This is a genomic window from Myxococcus sp. AM011 (genome assembly GCF_013372595.1).
GTDB lineage: Bacteria > Myxococcota > Myxococcia > Myxococcales > Myxococcaceae > Myxococcus > Myxococcus eversor.
In genome coordinates this window covers 1-16787 of the sequence record NZ_JABXEM010000252.1, presented here as the reverse complement: position 1 = coordinate 16787, position 16787 = coordinate 1, and the positions used below count along the sequence as shown (strand labels likewise).

At 67.7% G+C, this 16787-nt stretch carries 14 protein-coding genes; 6 read left to right on the top strand and 8 right to left on the bottom strand.

All coding sequences use genetic code 11. The annotated features are described in order from the left end of the window. Positions 1-100: 100 nt before the first annotated feature. From HUW62_RS37175 to HUW62_RS37165, 3 genes are read left to right on the top strand one after another with little or no spacing between them, the layout of a single operon-like run. Positions 101-1612, top strand: coding sequence for a DNA polymerase Y family protein (locus tag HUW62_RS37175; RefSeq protein ID WP_176437111.1), 1512 nt, complete (start codon positions 101-103; stop codon positions 1610-1612). 24 nt (positions 1613-1636) lie between these two features. Further along, positions 1637-2305: a TIGR02269 family lipoprotein gene (locus HUW62_RS37170; protein ID WP_176437110.1), complete on the top strand. Its 669-nt coding sequence runs from the start codon at positions 1637-1639 to the stop codon at positions 2303-2305. A 6-nt stretch (positions 2306-2311) separates the two neighbouring features. Continuing rightward, positions 2312-3037: a double-CXXCG motif protein gene (locus HUW62_RS37165; protein WP_163867099.1), complete on the top strand. Its 726-nt coding sequence runs from the start codon at positions 2312-2314 to the stop codon at positions 3035-3037. Between the two features lie 136 nt (positions 3038-3173). On the opposite strand, the gene HUW62_RS37160 is transcribed toward HUW62_RS37165, so the two are convergent. Next, positions 3174-3449, bottom strand: a complete 276-nt coding sequence (locus HUW62_RS37160) for a hypothetical protein (protein WP_163867100.1) — start codon at positions 3447-3449, stop codon at positions 3174-3176. 193 nt (positions 3450-3642) lie between these two features. Further along, on the bottom strand, positions 3643-4044 hold the full coding sequence (locus HUW62_RS37155; RefSeq protein WP_163867101.1) for a hypothetical protein: 402 nt from the start codon (positions 4042-4044) through the stop codon (positions 3643-3645). A 148-nt stretch (positions 4045-4192) separates the two neighbouring features. On the opposite strand from HUW62_RS37155, the gene HUW62_RS37150 reads away from it, so the two are divergent. Next, positions 4193-4717, top strand: a complete 525-nt coding sequence (locus HUW62_RS37150) for a hypothetical protein (protein WP_163867102.1) — start codon at positions 4193-4195, stop codon at positions 4715-4717. Between the two features lie 12 nt (positions 4718-4729). On the opposite strand, the gene HUW62_RS37145 is transcribed toward HUW62_RS37150, so the two are convergent. After that, complete coding sequence (locus HUW62_RS37145; protein WP_163867103.1) at positions 4730-5263, bottom strand: FHA domain-containing protein; 534 nt, start codon at positions 5261-5263, stop codon at positions 4730-4732. Between the two features lie 130 nt (positions 5264-5393). Here HUW62_RS37145 and HUW62_RS37140 point away from each other — a divergent pair, with 130 nt between their 5' ends. Then, on the top strand, positions 5394-6374 hold the full coding sequence (locus HUW62_RS37140; protein WP_176437109.1) for an NAD-dependent epimerase/dehydratase family protein: 981 nt from the start codon (positions 5394-5396) through the stop codon (positions 6372-6374). A gap of 19 nt (positions 6375-6393) precedes the next feature. Here HUW62_RS37140 and HUW62_RS37135 read toward each other — a convergent pair whose 3' ends face one another. The 5 genes from HUW62_RS37135 to HUW62_RS37115 all read right to left on the bottom strand — a co-directional run bounded on the left by HUW62_RS37135 (position 6394) and on the right by HUW62_RS37115 (position 13506). After that, positions 6394-7896, bottom strand: a complete 1503-nt coding sequence (locus HUW62_RS37135) for an ATP-binding cassette domain-containing protein (protein ID WP_176437108.1) — start codon at positions 7894-7896, stop codon at positions 6394-6396. Positions 7897-8142: 246 nt separating this feature from the next. Beyond that, positions 8143-9252 carry an SPFH domain-containing protein gene (locus HUW62_RS37130; RefSeq protein ID WP_163867106.1) on the bottom strand — a complete coding sequence of 370 codons (1110 nt, stop codon included), beginning with the start codon at positions 9250-9252 and terminating at the stop codon, positions 8143-8145. Further along, on the bottom strand, positions 9252-9740 hold the full coding sequence (locus HUW62_RS37125) for an NfeD family protein (protein ID WP_176437107.1): 489 nt from the start codon (positions 9738-9740) through the stop codon (positions 9252-9254). Before HUW62_RS37125 ends, HUW62_RS37130 begins: the two co-directional genes overlap by 1 nt. A gap of 102 nt (positions 9741-9842) precedes the next feature. Continuing rightward, the gene (locus HUW62_RS37120) at positions 9843-10508 is read right to left on the bottom strand and encodes a hypothetical protein (protein ID WP_163867108.1); all 666 of its coding nucleotides are present in this window, start codon (positions 10506-10508) and stop codon (positions 9843-9845) included. A 409-nt stretch (positions 10509-10917) separates the two neighbouring features. Beyond that, on the bottom strand, positions 10918-13506 hold the full coding sequence (locus HUW62_RS37115) for an RCC1 repeat-containing protein (RefSeq protein ID WP_255203865.1): 2589 nt from the start codon (positions 13504-13506) through the stop codon (positions 10918-10920). 882 nt (positions 13507-14388) lie between these two features. On the opposite strand from HUW62_RS37115, the gene HUW62_RS37110 reads away from it, so the two are divergent. Beyond that, on the top strand, positions 14389-16787 hold a 2399-nt coding region (locus HUW62_RS37110), incomplete at its 3' end, for an error-prone DNA polymerase (RefSeq protein ID WP_176437106.1).

The following is a 16787-nucleotide window of genomic DNA, read 5'->3' as shown; positions in this document are numbered from 1 at the left end:
GGCCTGGGGATCCAGGGCCAGCGGTCCGGGCGGGATGGCGCCATGCCGTCGTTGCGAGCGGGTTTGAGCGCGGCCTCGGCGGCGCACTGAGGCACGCGCCATGCGCAGGGCGTATCTGCACTTCACGCGCTTCCCGGTGCAGCGCAAGGTCCTCGAATGCCCGGAGCTGGCGGGGCGGCCCTTCGTGCTGGTGGAGGAGTCGCGAGGCCAGCGGCGGGTGGCGGCGGCATCGACGTCCGCGCTGAAGGCGGGGGTGCGGCCCGGGACGACGCTCACCGCGGCGACGGCGTTGGAGCCGGGGCTGCGGCACTTTCCCTATCGGCCGGAGGACGAGGCGCGGGCGCTGGTGGCGCTGGGGGAGGCGCTCTTGTGCCTGGGGCCTGGCTTCCAGCTTTCAGCGCCAGATGGCCTGTGGCTGGACGCGGGGGCGGCGCACCTGTCTGGAGGCGAGGACGGGCTGTGCTCGCGGGCGTTGGCGCTGTGTTCGGAGCTGGGGTACCGGGCGCATGTGGCGGTGGCCTCGGAGGCGTTCAGCTCTCGGGCGCTGGCGCGGTACGGGGTGCGGCGGGTGGAGGTGGTTCCCGAGGGAAGGTCGGCTCGGGCGTTGGCGCCGTTGCCCCTGGCCGCACTGGAGGGGCGGGAGAGCGCGCCCTTCTCCGCGTTGGGCCTCAGCACGTTGGGGGAGGTGGCGGCGTTGCCGGCGGGTGCGGTGGTGGCGCGCGGTGGAGTCAATGGGGCGCGGGTGCATGCGCGGTGTTGTGGAGAGGACGACACTCCCTTCGTGGCGGAGGTGCTGGAGGAGGTGCTGGAGGAGCGGCGGGTGCTGGACTGGCCGGCGGAGTCGTTCGAGCCGCTGCGCTTCGCGCTGAAGACGCTACTGGACAGGTTGGGGGCGCGGCTGTCGGGGCGGCGGCGGGCGGCGGTGCGCATCACCTTCACGCTGAAGTTGGATCCATCGGGGCAGCAGCGGGTGACGCTGGCGCTGGCGAGGCCCACGGCGGAGGCGAAGCTGTTGCTGGACCTGGCTCGGCATCGGATCGAGGAGTTGCGGCTGGAGAACCCGGTGGCGGAGGTGTCCGCGCGGGTGGATGAGTGCTCGGAGGATCGGGAGCAACAGCTCTCGTTGGGGGATGCGCCGGAGGGGGATGCGGCGCTGGAGGTGGTGTTGTCGCGACTGGTGACGACGCTGGGGGAGGAGTCGCTCTGCTCGGCGGGCCTGGAGGCGGTGCACCGGCCGGAGGGGGCGCATGGGGTGAAGGCCTTCCATCCGCCGGAAGCGCGAGCGGGCTGGGCGGGGGAGTTCGCGGGGACGCGCGTGGAACGTGCGCCAGTAGGAGGCGGGCTCCAGGAGCGGCCGTCGCGGTTGTTGGCGGAGCCGGCGTGGCTGGACGCGGAGGTGGCGGAGACGGGACGGTTGCTGGCGGCGCGAGTGAGCGGGCGGCGGCACCGGGTGACGGCGGTGACAGGGCCGGAGCGACTGGGAGGGGAGTGGTGGTCAGAGTCACCCTTCCAGCGGGACTACTACCGCGTGCATTTCGAAGGACTGGGCCCCGCGTGGGTGTTTCGAGACATGAGGGACGGCCGCTTCTATCTGCAGGGGTTGTTCGACTGACCTTCTGCGCGGAGGCTGTGCTTCATGTCACTTCGTTTCCTGATGGTCGCGTTGCTGGTTGTGTCTGGGTGGGGATGCTCGAGTGCCTTACGCCCTCGCATTCAGCAAGCAGGGGAAGCCGCGGAGCAGGAGTGCAACGCACCTGAAGAAGATCAGTGCGTCACCCTCCTTTGTCTGGGTGATGCCTGTGGCTTCTATCGCTGCGAGGAGACGCCGGGTGCGCTTGAGCTGGCGCGTTTCCCACCCAGCCGGCCTCCTGCAGCGGCGGCTGCCCCAGGAATGGGGCCCCGAAGGAACTGGGGCGGCGCGCAAAAGCTCCCGCGTGGCGCTGTCATGACGTTTCCCAACTGGAACGGTGCCCCTGCACAGATCATCCCTCCGGCACGACAGCTCACGGCGGGGCGCTGGGAGAAACATCACCTCTTTCCGCAGGCTGAAGACCTCGCGAGGTGGTTTGATCAACAGGGCGTCAAAATCCACAATTACACCATGCCCATTCCTCGGGATGTCCACCAACGGATTCATCGGGGCGGAGACCGTGGAGGCGCCTGGAATGATGCCTGGCGCGCCTTCATGCGCGTGAATCCACGAGCTTCTCCGGAGGAGATCTTCAAGTATGCGGGGATGCTGATCCATCGCTTCGACCTGATCGGCGGGCCCATTCAGCCCTACTATTCACGCCCAGGAGCGTGAGGACCGATGCCCCGTTTTTTTGAACTCACGAGGAGCAGGGCGCTCGTTCAGGAGCGTGGTGGCGGTGACCTTGACGGGACGCACCCATGGAGCCTGCCCGGTGTGAAGTGTCACGCTTGTGGTGTCACGTGGAGCGACGTGGGCCATGACTACCCCTGCGTTGATCTGTCGGGGCTGCCCGAGCGGCGGGAGTTCGAGAAGGCCAGACCCGAACCCTTCGTTGAGTTCGCACGCTTGCGCGAATTGGTACGTCACCTGGTTCCCGCGAATGCCGAGCTGCCTCCTGGCACGAGCTTTGGGCCATTGAGGGGACGCGCTTCTGGACGGTTCGGCTCGTTTACGTCGCAGGGCGACATCTTGTGGCTGGTACGACAGGACGCAATGGAGGGGCTCCAGGCGGCTGGTGTGCAAGGGCTGGTGGGATGTCGCCCGGAGCTGCGCTTCCGTCAGAAGGATGCACCCGAGCTGCTGGAGCTTCAGATTGAGCCCCGGGGACGACTGCACCCCGATTGCATCCCTCCGGAGACGCCTCCTCCGTGCGAGACGTGCGGCCGGCACGCCTTCAGCCTGCCCGAGGAGCCCGTCTTGGATGCCGCGTCCCTGCCCAAGGACCTTGACCTGTTTCGCGTGGGTAACTTCGCCACGGTGGTGATTGGCAGCGAGCGATTCATGAATGCCGTGGCCCAGCTTGCGCTCGACGGCATCTCGTTCCGCGAACTATCCACTCGCTAATCTTGGGCTCCAGGGCTGGCCCTCCCTCGAAACGAGGGGGACTGCGACTTCGACAAGACGGCGACCTGCTACCTCGCCGTCCTGCACGTCGCAGCCATGCTTCTCTGGCTGCAATAATCAGAGACGGTCACTAGCCCTACGGATTGGCTTTGAAGTGCTTCGCGACCCACTTTTCAATGTCAGTCGCAGAAGGAGTCTCGCCCTCGAGTTCTTCAATCTGGTCGGAAAATGGTGTTAATGGATAAAGCTCCAAGTCAGCGAGCGCGATAGGCGTCCCTGTGTCGAGGGTGCCAAGAATCGCACCGCTTAAACGGAGGATGGGCAGAAGCTCTGGGGCCAGCAGCAGTTCGATGCTGTGGGCCTGTCCGGCGCAGCGCCGGATGCGTCCCCGGCGTTCAAGCTCCATCACCATGCGTAATCAGTGGTTCTAAGGAATCAGGCAGGTCAGGATGATGGGGTGCGTAATGGCGTCTGACTTGAGGGCGATTTTGCTGTAAATGGGATTGTTTGTGCTGGGTGTCTTGGGGGTTGTTCTGGCTGAGCCGCTCTTGGGGGGATGTAATCACTTGGATGGAAGAGACGCTGGGTCGTTTCGGAGCGGCATTCTATTCGTACCAAGTCGGAGCGATCTTCCTTACCTCTGGAAGCTCGGCGATGCGGCAGAGCGCGTCCCATGCGGTGGGGGTGAGCGCGCCATGGCGTGAGACACATTCGGTGTCGCCGGTAGCGAAGAAGTAGAGTGTCTCCTCGGGGATGCTGCAGCCAACACGGCCTCGTGAGGCCCCGGCCTGGAGCGAGGTCGGAGCGAATCCTCTCACTCGGGCGATCAGCGCTTCATCACCCGTGGGAAGGCAGAACTCCACCGAGCCGTCGTTCCGACATCCCGTCTCCTGGGTGAAGTCGAGCTTGTGGGTCGGGCATGCCGATGCCGCAGGCCCCTCGCGAGAGGTGGTGGCGCAGGCCGACAGGATGGCGAAGAGCAGGCCGGGCGTGGCGAATCGGCTCATGGCGTTTCCTTGCTCGTATCACGACACAGTAAAGAGGCCATGCGCGCACACTCCGGTGGATACCACGCCCCGTCACACGGCATCCCCGTTTGCCCGCACCCGTCACCCGTGGTTATGCAGAGCGACCACCTCTTTCCCCAGGGCCCTCATGCGCGCCTCCGCTCTCCTCCTGCTGTCCCTGCTCGTCACCGCATGCGCCGCGCCGGAGGTGCGTCCCGCGGGGGCCATCCGCAAGGTCGTCGTCGTCGTCGGCTCTCGCGTGGACTCGCTGCCCATGTCGTCCTACCGCCAGGACCTGATGGGCGAGGGCAACCCGCGCACCGTCCTCGTCAGCCAGACGGAATCCGTCCTGCGCGAGCGGGGCTTCGACGTCGTCGGGACCCGCATCTCCGCGGCGCCTTCGCCCTCCACGGACGAAGTCGTGTCCGTCATCCGCGCCAATGACGCCGAGGCCGCCGTCGTCGTCGTGCTGTCCTGGGTCGACGTCTCTGGTATTCAGACGATGGGCCGCGCCGATGTGGTGATGGAGGCCGGCGTCATCTCCTCCGACGGCCAACTGGTCTGGCGCACGGAGAGCCGCACCGTCGCCATGATTGGCCTGTACCAGTCGCAGACGGACTACACTTCCTATCTGCGCAAGGCCGTCATCCAGATCGTCAAGGAAGTGCCCTGACGCCCCTCGCCCTCAGGGCGTCGCCCGGGGGCTCGCCAGTCGCAGGTGCTCGTGCACCGTCTCCGCGCGCAGGTAGAGGAACTGCGCGTCGCCGAACGCCAGCGTGTCGCCGTCGTTGAGCGTCACCTGCGCGCGAAAGCCCAGCGGCGCGCCGTTGATCCACGTGCCGTTCATCGACTGGGCATCGCGCACCAGATAGCCGCCCGTCGCCGCATTCCACCGCAGCGTCGCGTGGTGCTGCGAGACGGAAGGGTCCGGCACCACCAGGTCACACTCCGAACGGCCGACGGTGAGCTCCTCACCATCCACCTTCGGGTTCAGGAAGTGGACCTCCAGGTTGTCGAAGTCGCGGAGCATCGCGAGCAGCCGCTCCGTCATGCGCGTGCGGTGCGCCATGCCCACCGTGCGCGCCCCCGTCAGTTGCTGGGCGACGCTCCGGAAGACCGGGTCCACGGGCTGTTGGATGAGCGCCACCGGGCCTGACGCGGCTCGGAAGGCCTCGAGCGAGGCCTCGGCGAAGGGTCGGAGCTGGTTCACGGACACCATGTCGCTCACCCTACGTCCAAGCAGGGGCCACGGGAAGTCAGGTGTCGGGTCCGACGGGACGCTCCGCGAGGGACTTCGTCACACCGTGGACGTGGCGTCCGCCAGGGCCCCATGGGAGCGTGTGGTCCGCATGCGGGTCCTCGTCACCGGAGCGGCGGGCTTCATCGGTCACCACGTCAGCGCGAGGCTGCTGGCGCGAGGGGACACGGTCCTCGGCGTGGACAACCTGGACCCCTCCGGAGACGTGCCCCTCAAGCACGCCCGACTGGCCCGACTCCGCGCCTCCCCCGACGCCGAGCGCTTCACCTGTCATCCCGTCGACATCACCGACAGCGCCACGCTCGCGAGAATCTTCCAGCAAGAACGCCCCGAGCGCGTGGTGCACCTGGCGGCGAAGGTCGGCGTCCGCGCGGCGGGGGCCTCCGCCCGGTCCTATCTGGACGCGAACGTGACGGGCTTCCTCCACGTCCTGGAGCAGGCGAGTGCCGCGCGCGTGGAGCACCTCGTCTACGCCTCCTCCAGCTCCGTGTACGGCGCGGACACGCCGCCGCCCTTCGCGGAGAGCGCCTCCGCTGACCACCCGCTCAATGTCTACTCCGCGACCAAGCGCGCCGGAGAGCTGCTGGCCCACACGTACAGCCACCTGCACGAGTTGCCCACCAGCGGGCTGCGCTTCTTCACCGTCTACGGCCCGTGGGGTCGCCCGGACATGGCACCGCTGCGCTTCCTGCGCGCCTTGCACGCGGGGCGCACCATCGACCTCTACGGCGAGGGCCGCATGCGGCGCGACTTCACGCACGTGGACGACGTGGCGGAGGCGGTGCTGCGTGTGCTGGACCGCCCGCCCACCGCGACACCGCCGTATCGCCTGCTCAACGTGGGCCGGGGCGAGCCCGTCTCGCTGCGCGACTTCGTGGCCGTGCTGGAGCGGCACGCGGGGACTCGGGCGGTGTTGTGTCCACTGCCCGCCCAACCCGGAGAAATGGACGGCACCTGGGCGGACCCCACCGCCCTGGAGCGTGAGACGGGCTTTCGTCCTCGCGTGTCCGTGGAAGAGGGGCTCGCGGGCCTGGTGAAGTGGGAGCGCGAACACCCCCAGTTCAGGACGTGAGCGAGGCCCTCGACGTGCTTCACCCGGCCGTCACCTCCACCTGGCCATGCTCCACGCGCCAGGACTCGGAGGTGCACGCGCGAGCGAACGCGGTGTCGTGAGTCACCAGCAGCAGCGCACCGGGGTACTCGCGCAGGGCCACCTCCAGTCGCTCGATGGAGGGCAGGTCCAGATGATTGGTGGGCTCGTCGAGCACCATCGCCCAGGCGTGCTGCCCGAGCCCTCGCGCGATGAGCAGCTTGCGCACCTCGCCCGGAGAAGGTTGCTCCGAGCCGAGCAACCGCTCCGGGTCCACACCGAGCGCGGCCACCAGGGACAGCACGCGCCCCTTCTCCTCGGGAGGCAGGGCGCGCACCTCGTCGAGCGTGGACCGCGCCTCCTCCGCGCCCACGTCCTGGGGCAGGTACAACACGCGCTCCATGGGCACGCGGGCGTTCTCCAGCAGCGCGCGCACCAGGGTGCTCTTGCCCGCGCCGTTGGGTCCCTCGATTCGCACGCGCGCCTCGCGGCCCACCGACAGCTTCACCGGGCCCAGCAGCGTCACGTCCCCGGCGCGCAGCTCCGGCAGGTCGACGGTGAACAGCCACGGATTGGGAGAGCGCACGTAGTCGACGAAGACGGAGCGGCCCACCGTCTTGTCCGCGGTGAACTCCCCCACGGCCTCGGTGGCGCGATCCAACTCGCGGCGTTGGATGCCCACGCGGCGGCCCGCATGGTTCTCCGCCCAGCCCGCCACGACGGACGCGCCCATGGAGCGCGCGTCGTTGTCGTTCTTGTCCTTCATCCGCTTGCGCGTGCTCCGAGCCGCATCCGCGGACTGTTGCTCCCGTCGGGCCTGGTCCAGCAGCCGCGCCGCGCGTCGCTGCTCCGAGCGGGCCTGCTGATAGACGCCGACTTCCGCCTCGCGCTCGGCCTCCCAGTGCTGCTTCGCCGCGGAGTAGGCCCCGGGCCACAGCCGCGCATCACCGCCGTGGACGCGCAGCGTGGACGTGGTGAGTGTCTCCAGGAGAGGTCGGTCATGAGACACGACGACGCCCACGCCCTTGAAGCGCCGCAGCGCCGAGACGAGCCACGTCCGTGCCTCCGAGTCCAGGTGGTTGGTGGGCTCGTCGAGCAGCAACACGTGAGGCTCGGCGGCCAGGGCGGCGCCCACCTGCCACCGCTTGCGCTCGCCCGGTGACAACGTGGGCCAGCGCTCCAACGCGGAGACGTCCAGCCCCAGCTGTCCGTGGAGCCTGCGCGCGAGCGCATCCCACGACTCGGCGAAGGTGGTGATGTCCGGCGTCAGCCCCTCCACCTCCTGCCGGCACAGCCGCAGCGTGGGTGAGGGTGGATCAAACTGGAGGTGCCCCTCGGTGGGTGTCAGCTCCCCTGTGAGCAACCGCAGCAGGGTGGACTTGCCAGCGCCGTTGGCGCCCACGAGCCCCGTCCAGCCGGACGTCAGGTGGAAGTCGACTTCAGAGAGGACGGAGACAGCGTCGGAATAGGCGAACGACACGCGATGCGCGCGAAGGGAAGACATGAGAAGCGAACTCCTGAATCCAGGACGCGAGCCAGCCCATAGGGGCGGCCCTGCGCGGTGAGGCCAAAAGACCTGGGACTCAGCGGCTCAGCTTCAAGGGTGCGTCAACCTCGCGTAGGGAGGGGGTGTCAGGCCCTCCGGTGGATGCGTGCGCCGAAATCTATGGCTTGCTCCGGGGCGGATTGCAACCCCGTCTCGCTCGCCGGCCAGCCTGGACGACGAGCAAGACGGTTTCCGGCCAGCGCGCTACTCGTCCTGCCCGGAGGGAGGACGGGGCCGCCGTGCCTGCGGAGCGTTGGCGCCCGTGAGCGTCGCCGGCTCGGCGAGCACGTTGCTCCGGGCGATGCTCTGGGCGCTCAGGGACGCCGCGGTGGGACGGGCCTGGGGAGCGGGGCGCTTGGCCTCGTCGTCCTTGGCGAAGAAGACGTCCTTGATGACGGAGATGGCGCCCAGGGTGGCGGTGGCCTCGTAGGGGATGAACATCTTGTTGTCACCCTTGCCAATCTCCTGGAGGGTCTCCATGTAGCGCAGCGCGAGCACCTCCGGGGTGGCGTGGCCGCTGTGGATGGCCTCGAACGTCAGGCGCGTGGCCTCGGCCTTGCCTTCGGCCTCCAGCATGGTGGCGCGCTTGTGGCCCTCGGCGCGGGCGACCTCCGCGTCACGCTCGCCCTCGGCCTGGAGGATGCGGGAGATCTTCTGGCCTTCGGCCTGGAGGATGGCGGCGGCCTTGTCGCCCTCGGCCTTGGTCACCTCGGCGCGGCGCTCACGCTCGGCGGTCATCTGCTTGGCCATGGCGGACTTGATGGCCTGGGGCGGCTCGATTTCGCGCAGCTCCACGCGCGTCACCTTCACGCCCCACTTCTCCGTGGCCTCGTCCAGCACCATGCGCAGCCGCGTGTTCACCGTCTCGCGGCTGGTGAGCGTCTGGTCCAGCGTCAGGCTGCCCATGACGTTGCGCAGGTTCGTCATCGTGAGCTGCTCGATCGCCAGCGCCAGGTTCTCCACCTGGTACAGCGCCTTCGCGGCGTCGACGATCTGGTAGTAGATGACCGAGCCGACCTCCATGTTGACGTTGTCGTGGGTGATGACCTGCACCGTCTCGAAGCCCATGACCTGCTCGCGCAGGTCCACCATGGTGCTGCGCATGTAGCGGTTGCCCGTGCGCATCTCGATGGGACGGGGGCTGTCGAGGAACGGGATGAGGAGGTTGAGGCCGCTGGTGGCGACGCCGTGGAACTTGCCCAGCCGCTCCACCACCATGACCTTGGCCTGGGGAACGATGCGGACGCAGGTGTACAGCACGAAGCCCGCGAGCCCCAAGAGGGCGACGAGAATCACAAAGGTCAGTGGATCCATCAGACTTTCTCCTGTTTCTGTTCCGCCGCGGGAACGGACAACGTCGCCGAAGGGCGGCGCACCCACAGCTTGAGTCCTTCGACCTGCTCCACGGTGACGAGCTCTCCCTCGGGGATGGCGCCGGACAACGAGCGGGCCGTCCACAGCTCGCCGTTGATGCGCACCGTCCCGCCGTGCGGCGTCCCGATGGCCTCCATCACCACCGCCTCCTGCCCCACCATGGCCTCGACCCCCGTCTTCAAATGCGAAGCGTTCCGCATGAAAACATTCTTGAACAGGGTGCGCGAGGCGGCGAACAGGCCGATGGAGACGGTGGCGAAGAGCGCCACCTGGAGGAAGCCCCCCAGCCCGAGGGCCGCGGCGAGCGAGGAGACGAGCGCTCCCGCCCCGAACCAGACGAGTCCGAAACCGGACAGCTTGATTTCCAGCCCGCCGCAGATGAGGGCGGCGACGATCCAGAGCTGCCAGGCGGCGGGAGTCAGGTCCATGGAGATCTCTTTGTCAGCCGGTTCACCGTCCTGTCAAACGCGGACGGGCCCGGCCGAAAGGACCGAACGTCTACATGGGCCTCCCCGAGAGGCGGGCCGCGCCTACTTCGCGCGGAACAGCTCCCGGGTCTCGACGATGGGCTGCTGGCCGCCGATGGTCCGGGTGAAGAGCAGGCGCTGGGGGACGCCGCCGCTGTCGCAGTCCAGGGCGTCCAGGGCCAGGGTCTCCTTGAAGACCAGGGTGTGGCTGGTGGGCTTGGGTCGGGAGGTGGTCTTCTCGATGCCGCCGGTGCGGGGTTGTTCCTGGGGTCGGGTGGCGTAGGTCTTCGCCGGCCGCCGCGTCACGACGAACTCCACCTTGGCGGGCTCCCGGTCCAGGTTGAGCAGGTAGCTGCTGGTGTCCTTGTGGCTGGGGCCCACGGTGTCGGGGGTGAGGCTGTCGAACTGCACCAGCGTCTCCGCCCAGTAGGCGCCCCGCGCGTCGCGCAGGAAGCGGACGGTGAGCGTGTAGTTGTTCTTGAGCAGGGCGTCATTGGCCATGCGAGTCAATGGGTCCTTGAGCTGCTCGTCGGTGAGGGGTGTCTGCCATTCCTTGAACACACGGCCCTTGTAGGTGCCCAGATACAGTTCACGATTCACGCCGCAGGGGGCGCTCTTGCGCGAAGCGGCCTGCGTCTCGCCGCCCAGCCCGAGGAGAGGGAAGAGCAGGGCGGATGCCAGGAACAGGGTGAAGGGAAGGGCGAAGCGGATGAGGCCGTGCAAGGACATACGTCCTCCTCGTCGACAGAGGTGGTGTGGCGACATGGGCCGATGCCGCTCGTTGCGACGGGCGCCTGACGAAGCAGGCGCGCCGAGCGGTCAACGACGGTAGGCACCCGGACCTCTGGTGACAGGGATTCTCAGGAGTTGAGCGTTGCTGCGCGGACAGCCTCGCGCGATGTGGCGCGCGCCTGTCCGGGGCCGAACGAGGACCTCGGACGAAGGGCTGTCTGGAAACGTCGTGGCACGGCGGCGTGGGAGGGATGCACGCGCCCTGGCCGGAGGCGATGCCGAAGACCGCTCAGCGGGTCGACAGCATCGTGCGGGAGGGATGCGGAGCACGGCTTCGTGGCGGGCCTCCCAGGAGTGGCCCGCCACGAAGCGACACGAACAGAACCGAGGGAGGGGCCAGCGCCGCTCAGAGCAGGAGTGAGGGCGTCGCCGTCAGACCACTCGTTGGCAGGCTGCTTCCGAGCTGACCGAAGTCATTGTATCCCCAGACCCAGACGGTGCCGTCTTGCAGCAGCCCGACGAAGTGCCCATGGCCCACGGCCACGCTTCGTCCGTTGGTCAGCGTGCCAGCCTGCACCGGGACATTGGATTTCCAGCCTTGGCCTCCGTACAGTCCCCAGGTCCAGAAGGTGCCGTCGTTCAGCACCGCCGCGGACTGGTCGCCGCCGGCCGCCACGGCCTTCACTCCGCTCAGCCCATGGACCTGCACGGGCCAATTCGTATGGGTGAAGGAGCCGTCTCCCAGTTGCCCGTTGTCGTTGACACCCCACGTCCACACGCTCCCGTCAGCGCGGAGGACCATCGAGTGGTAGGTCCCCGCCGCCACGGCACGGCCACCGGTCATGCCTGTGACAGGAGTCGAGTACGGGCGCTTGTCGGGGCCGCCTCCGCCGAGCTGTCCAACGGTGTTGTCGCCCCAGGTCCAGGTGCTGGGCTCGGAGTCGCGGATCCCCATCGAGTGGCTCGTGCCCGCGGCGATGGCCAGCGAGCCGGACATTCCGTAAACAAGCGATGGAGTGGATCTCGAGTTGTTGATGGTGGTGTCTCCCAGCTGGCCGAAGAAGTTGTAGCCCCAGGCCCTGATGAGGCCATCGGAGTACAACGCCAGCGAATGGAGATGACCCGCGGACACGGTCAACGCGGTGGCCGGTCCCTGGGCGTGAACAGGCGAGAGCCGGTTGGATTGGGTGCCATCGCCCAGCTGTCCCGTGGAGTTGTCTCCCCAGGCCCAGATGGTGCCGTCGGAGCGCACCGCAAGCGAATGAAGGGGCCCGGTGGAGATGGCGACGATGTTGGTCAGCCCGGGTACCTGTACGAGCGTGGAGGTCGCCGAGGTCGACCCGATTCCCAGTTGCCCATGGTCGTTCTGTCCCCACCCCCAGACCGTTCCGTCGGTGCGCAGCGCCAGGGTGTGTGACCGACTCGCGGCGATGGCTTTCACGTTGCTCAGTCCGTCGAGCTTCATCGGGACAACCTGTTGCCAGACGCTCCCATCCGCGCGCTGTCCGGCATGATTGCTCCCCCACGCCCAGGCGGTCCCGTTGGAGCGCAGTGCGAGCGAGTGCGCTCCTCCCGTCGAAACGGTAAAGACATCGGTCAGTCCCTGGACCTGCACCGGGCTGGTGCTGGCAATCGTGGAGCCATTCCCCAACTGGCCCTGGTCGTTGCTGCCCCAGGCCGACACGGTGCCGTTGGAGTGCAACGCCAGCACGTGGCTTCCGAAGCCCGCGGAGAGGTCCTTCACGTCGGTCAGCCCTGGCGTCTGCTTCGGCGACTTCTCGGTTGTCGTCGAGCCGTTCCCCAGTTGCCCCTGGGCGTTGTATCCCCAGGCCCAGACCGTGCCATTGGCGAGGACCGCCAGGGAGAAGGAATTGCCTCCACGCATCACCGCGACGTTGCTCACTCCCGGCACTTGAAATGGCAGCAGGCGATTCGTCGTGCTTGCATCGCCCAGCTGGTATTCGCGGTTATTGCCCCAGGCGAACAAGACGCCGTCGTCACGCAGGGCCAGCGAGTGGTCGCCGCCAGCGGACACGGCCACGATTCCGCTCAGCCCCTGCGCCGGCAGCGGCGTCCCGCGCCCGAACCAGGTGTTGCCATCCCCCAACTGGCCAGAGTGGTTCGCTCCCCAGGCCCAGACGGTGCCGTCTTCGCGCAGCGCCAATGAGTGGTAGACCCCAGCGGCGATGGCGACGACTCCCGTCAATCCTTGCACCTGCACCGGGGTGTTGCTCCCGGTGTAGGTCCCATTCCCCAGCTGGCCGTAGTCATTGTTGCCCCAAGCCCAGACCCTGCCATTCGAATCCACCGCCAGGGCGTGGTTGCTGCCTGGTGCCACGGTCACGATCCCGCTCAACCCTTGGACCTGCACCGGGGTGAACCGGTACTGCGGCAAGGAGCCGTCTCCAATCGGTCCCACGCCAGACAGCCAGACGGTGCCGTCCATGCGCCGCGCGAGAGAGTAGTGGGGGCCGGCCACGAGCTCGGCGCGGTCCGTCACGGTCACGGTTCGGATCGCGGTGTAGTCGGAGTTCGTCCCGTTGGGCGTCAGCCGGCCCCTGGACCGGTACTCGTAGGTACCCGCGCGGAGAAGTGGGATCCTGAAGCTGGATGTGTTCGTGCGCTGGACCACGGTCCACGCAAAGGTGCCCTGCTTCCGATACTCGAAGACGTGCTCGGGGCTGTCACCCAGCGCGGGTGAGTGGCAATGGGGGCAGGGAAGGGGCTCGGTGGAGACCGTCAACATCCGGGTGCCAGTGGAAGAGACACTGGCGACGTAGGGATGGACCTTGTAGGTGTTGGGCGTCAGGGATGTCGTATTGGCCACGGAAAAGCCCAGCGGTGTCTCGTCGCAATCCAATGCGAGACGGTAGCTGGTGGTCAGGGTGGAGGCCGCGCAGAAGTTCACGCTGGCCAGGCTGGCCGTATACTCGACCCGGTATCGGGTCATCGCGATGCCCGAGGCCGGGTGTGTGTACGTTTCGACCTGTGTCATGGAGAGAGGGACGTTCTGGTACGCACCACTGTCGACTCGCACTCTTCCGTAGCTGCTGGGAGATGAGACGTCGCCAGCGATTCCGAAGGGGATGTCATGTATCCAGGACACGCGGATGGCGGTGGGCTGTGGAGAGCCGGAGCTGCATGCCGTGTAGTCGAGCTCGAATCCCTTGGGGGTGATGCCGTGGTTGTCGATGTAGTCATCGCCGCAACCGACGTAATCCAGCGCAACGTGGGAGCTGGTGCTCGAGTGGAAAGGTGGCAGGTGCTCCTGCCCTGAAGCATCGACGTATCCACCTTGATGCGTTTCATCTCGAAGTTTGTTCGGACTGTCGAGGGCTGAGAGTGAGGGCTGCGCTTCGGATGGAGGATTGTCAGGAGCCGTGGGCGCCTGTTGGCTGCACCCAGCCGCGGTGATGACAATCAGATGGCACACGGCGAGAAGCAGGGCGGAAGATTTCATTGCAACTGTCCTCCTGTTGGATGTGCTTCGCTGTGACGACTCTCGACCTGCCCTGAACGAGGAGGGAAGGCCACGGCGGTATATCCTGTTTGGCTTGTCTTGTGTCAGGCTGTTGTAACCAGGATGCAAGATGGGAAGGCGGAGCCGGGGCGCGTGACGGACCCGATACTCAGCGCTCGATCGTCGGCCGCATGCGAGGACCTGGCGTGGCGACACGCTACGAGAAGCGCGCCACCACCTGTCCTCGAAACCACGCGCTTCACCGAACTCGAGGGCACGCCCCTACCGCGCAGGTTGCCGGGCTCGGACGGCGGGGATTCGGGGGCGGTGCGACTTGCCTCAACCCACGGAGTCATTCTGTCGCTGAACGAAGATCCGACCTAGCGCCTGAACGCCCGCTCAGTGTCTTGATCGGGTGTGGACTACGCCGAACTCGTCTGTCGCTCCAACTTCTCGTTCCTGCGCGGCGCCTCGCATCCGGAGGAACTGGTGCTCACCGCCTCGCGGCTGGGGCTGAGCGCGCTGGCGCTGACGGACGCGGATGGACTGTACGGGGCGGTGAAGGCCCACCTGGCCGCGAAAGAGCACGGCGTGCGGCTCATCCTCGGGGCGGAGTTGACGCTGGAGGACGGGCCTCCGGTGGTGGTGTACGCGGCGGACCCGGGGGGCTATTCGAACCTGTGCTCGCTGGTGTCGCGCAGCCGGATGACGCACCCCAAGGGGGAGGCGGGGCTGCCGTGGCGGGCGCTGGCGGAGCGCTCGGGCGGGTTGCTCGCGCTGTTGCCGGAGCCGGCGCCGGTGGAGCGGGTGGCGTCGTTGGCGGAGGCGTTCCCGGGGCGCTTCCATGTCGGGCTGTGCCGGACGTTGTCGGCGGGGGACTCGGCGCGGGAGGCGCGCGCGGAGGTGCTGGCGCGGGAGCTGGGGGTGCCGCTGGTGGTGCACAACGACGTGCATACGCACCACCGACGCCGTCAGCCGCTCCAGGACGTGCTGAGCGCGGTGCGGCACGGGACGACGGTGGACCAGGCGGGGACGCGGCTGTGGCCCAACGGGGAGCGGACGCTGAAGGGGCCCGGGGAGATGGCGCGGCTGTTCGCGGACCGGCCGGAGTCGCTGGAGCGGACCGTGGAGCTGGCGTCGCGCTGTCGGGCGTCGCTGGATGACCTGCGCTACCGCTTCCCGGAGGAGGACCTGCCCTCCGGGCGGACGGCGGACGAGCACTTGAGGGCGCTGACGTACGAGGGGCTCTGCGTGCGTTACCCGGCGGGGGTTCCGCCGGAGGTGGTGAAGCAGATAGAGCACGAGCTGCGACTCATCGCCGCGCTCGACTTCGCGGGGTACTTCCTGTCGCTGTGGGACATCGTCGGCTTCGCGCGGCGGCGGGGGATTCTGTGTCAGGGGCGAGGGAGCGCGGCGAACTCGGCGGTCTGCTACGCGTTGCAGATCACCGCCATCGACCCGGTGCGGATGGGGTTGTTGTTCGAGCGCTTCCTGAGCATGGCGCGCAAGGAGCCACCGGACATCGACGTGGACTTCGAGCACGAGCGGCGCGAGGAGGTGCTCCAGTACGTGTACGAGAAGCACGGACGCCATCGGGCGGGGATGGTGTGTGAGGTCATCTGCTATCGCGGGCGGCTGGCGCTGCGGGAGGCGGGCAAGGCGCTGGGGTTGTCGTTGGACCAGGTGGACCGGCTGTCGAAGGTCTCCGCGGCGCACGGGTTCCAGGTGACGCCGGAGGTCTTGTTGGAGGCGGGGCTGTCCGCGTTCGACCGGCGGGTGCAGCGGACGTTGTCCGTGGCGGCGGAGCTGGAGGGCGTTCCCAGACATCTGTCCATCCACGTGGGCGGGTTCGTGATGACGCGGGAGCCACTGACGGAGCTGGTGCCGGTGGAGAACGCGGCCATGCCGGGGCGGACAGTCATCCAGTGGGAGAAGGATGACATCAACTCGATTGGCCTGTTGAAGGTGGACCTGCTGGCGCTGGGGATGTTGACGGCGCTGTCGAAGTGCTTCGCGCTGATTCGGGAGCACCACGGGCGGGAGCTGTCGCTGGCGACGATTCCGGCGGAGGACCCGAAAGTCTACGACATGTTGTGCGAGGCGGACACCGTGGGGGTGTTCCAAATCGAGAGCCGGGCGCAGATGAACATGCTGCCCCGGCTGAAGCCGAGGACGTTCTACGACCTGGTGGTGGAGATTGCCCTCATCCGCCCGGGGCCGATTGTCGGGAACATGGTGCATCCCTTCCTGCGCAGGAGGAACGGCGAGGAGACGGTGGTGTACCCGAGCGAGGCGGTGCGGGAGATATTGGGCAAGACGCTGGGGGTGCCGCTCTTCCAGGAGCAGGCGATGAAGCTGGCGATGGTGGCGGCGGGCTTCTCCGCGGAGGAGGCGGATGGGCTGCGGCGGGTGCTGAGCCACAAGCGCGCGGAGTCGATGCTGTTGCAGTACCGGGGACGCTTCGTGGAGGGGTGTCTGTCGCGAGGGTATGCGCGGGCGCAGGCGGAGGAGTGGTTCGACAACTTCCGGGGCTTCGCGCACTACGGCTTCCCGGAGAGTCACTCGGCGAGCTTCGCGTTGATTGCATATGCATCGAGCTGGCTGAAGTGTCACTACCCGGCGGCCTTCACGACGGCGCTGCTGAACTCGCAGCCCATGGGCTTCTATGCGCCGCACACGCTGGTGGCGGACGTGCAGCGGCACGGCGTGGAGGTGCGGCCGGTGGACGTGAATTGCTCGCGCTGGGACTGCACGCTGGAGGACGGGGGGAAGGCGCTGCGGCTGGGGCTGCGGATGGTGAAGGGGCTGGGCGAGTC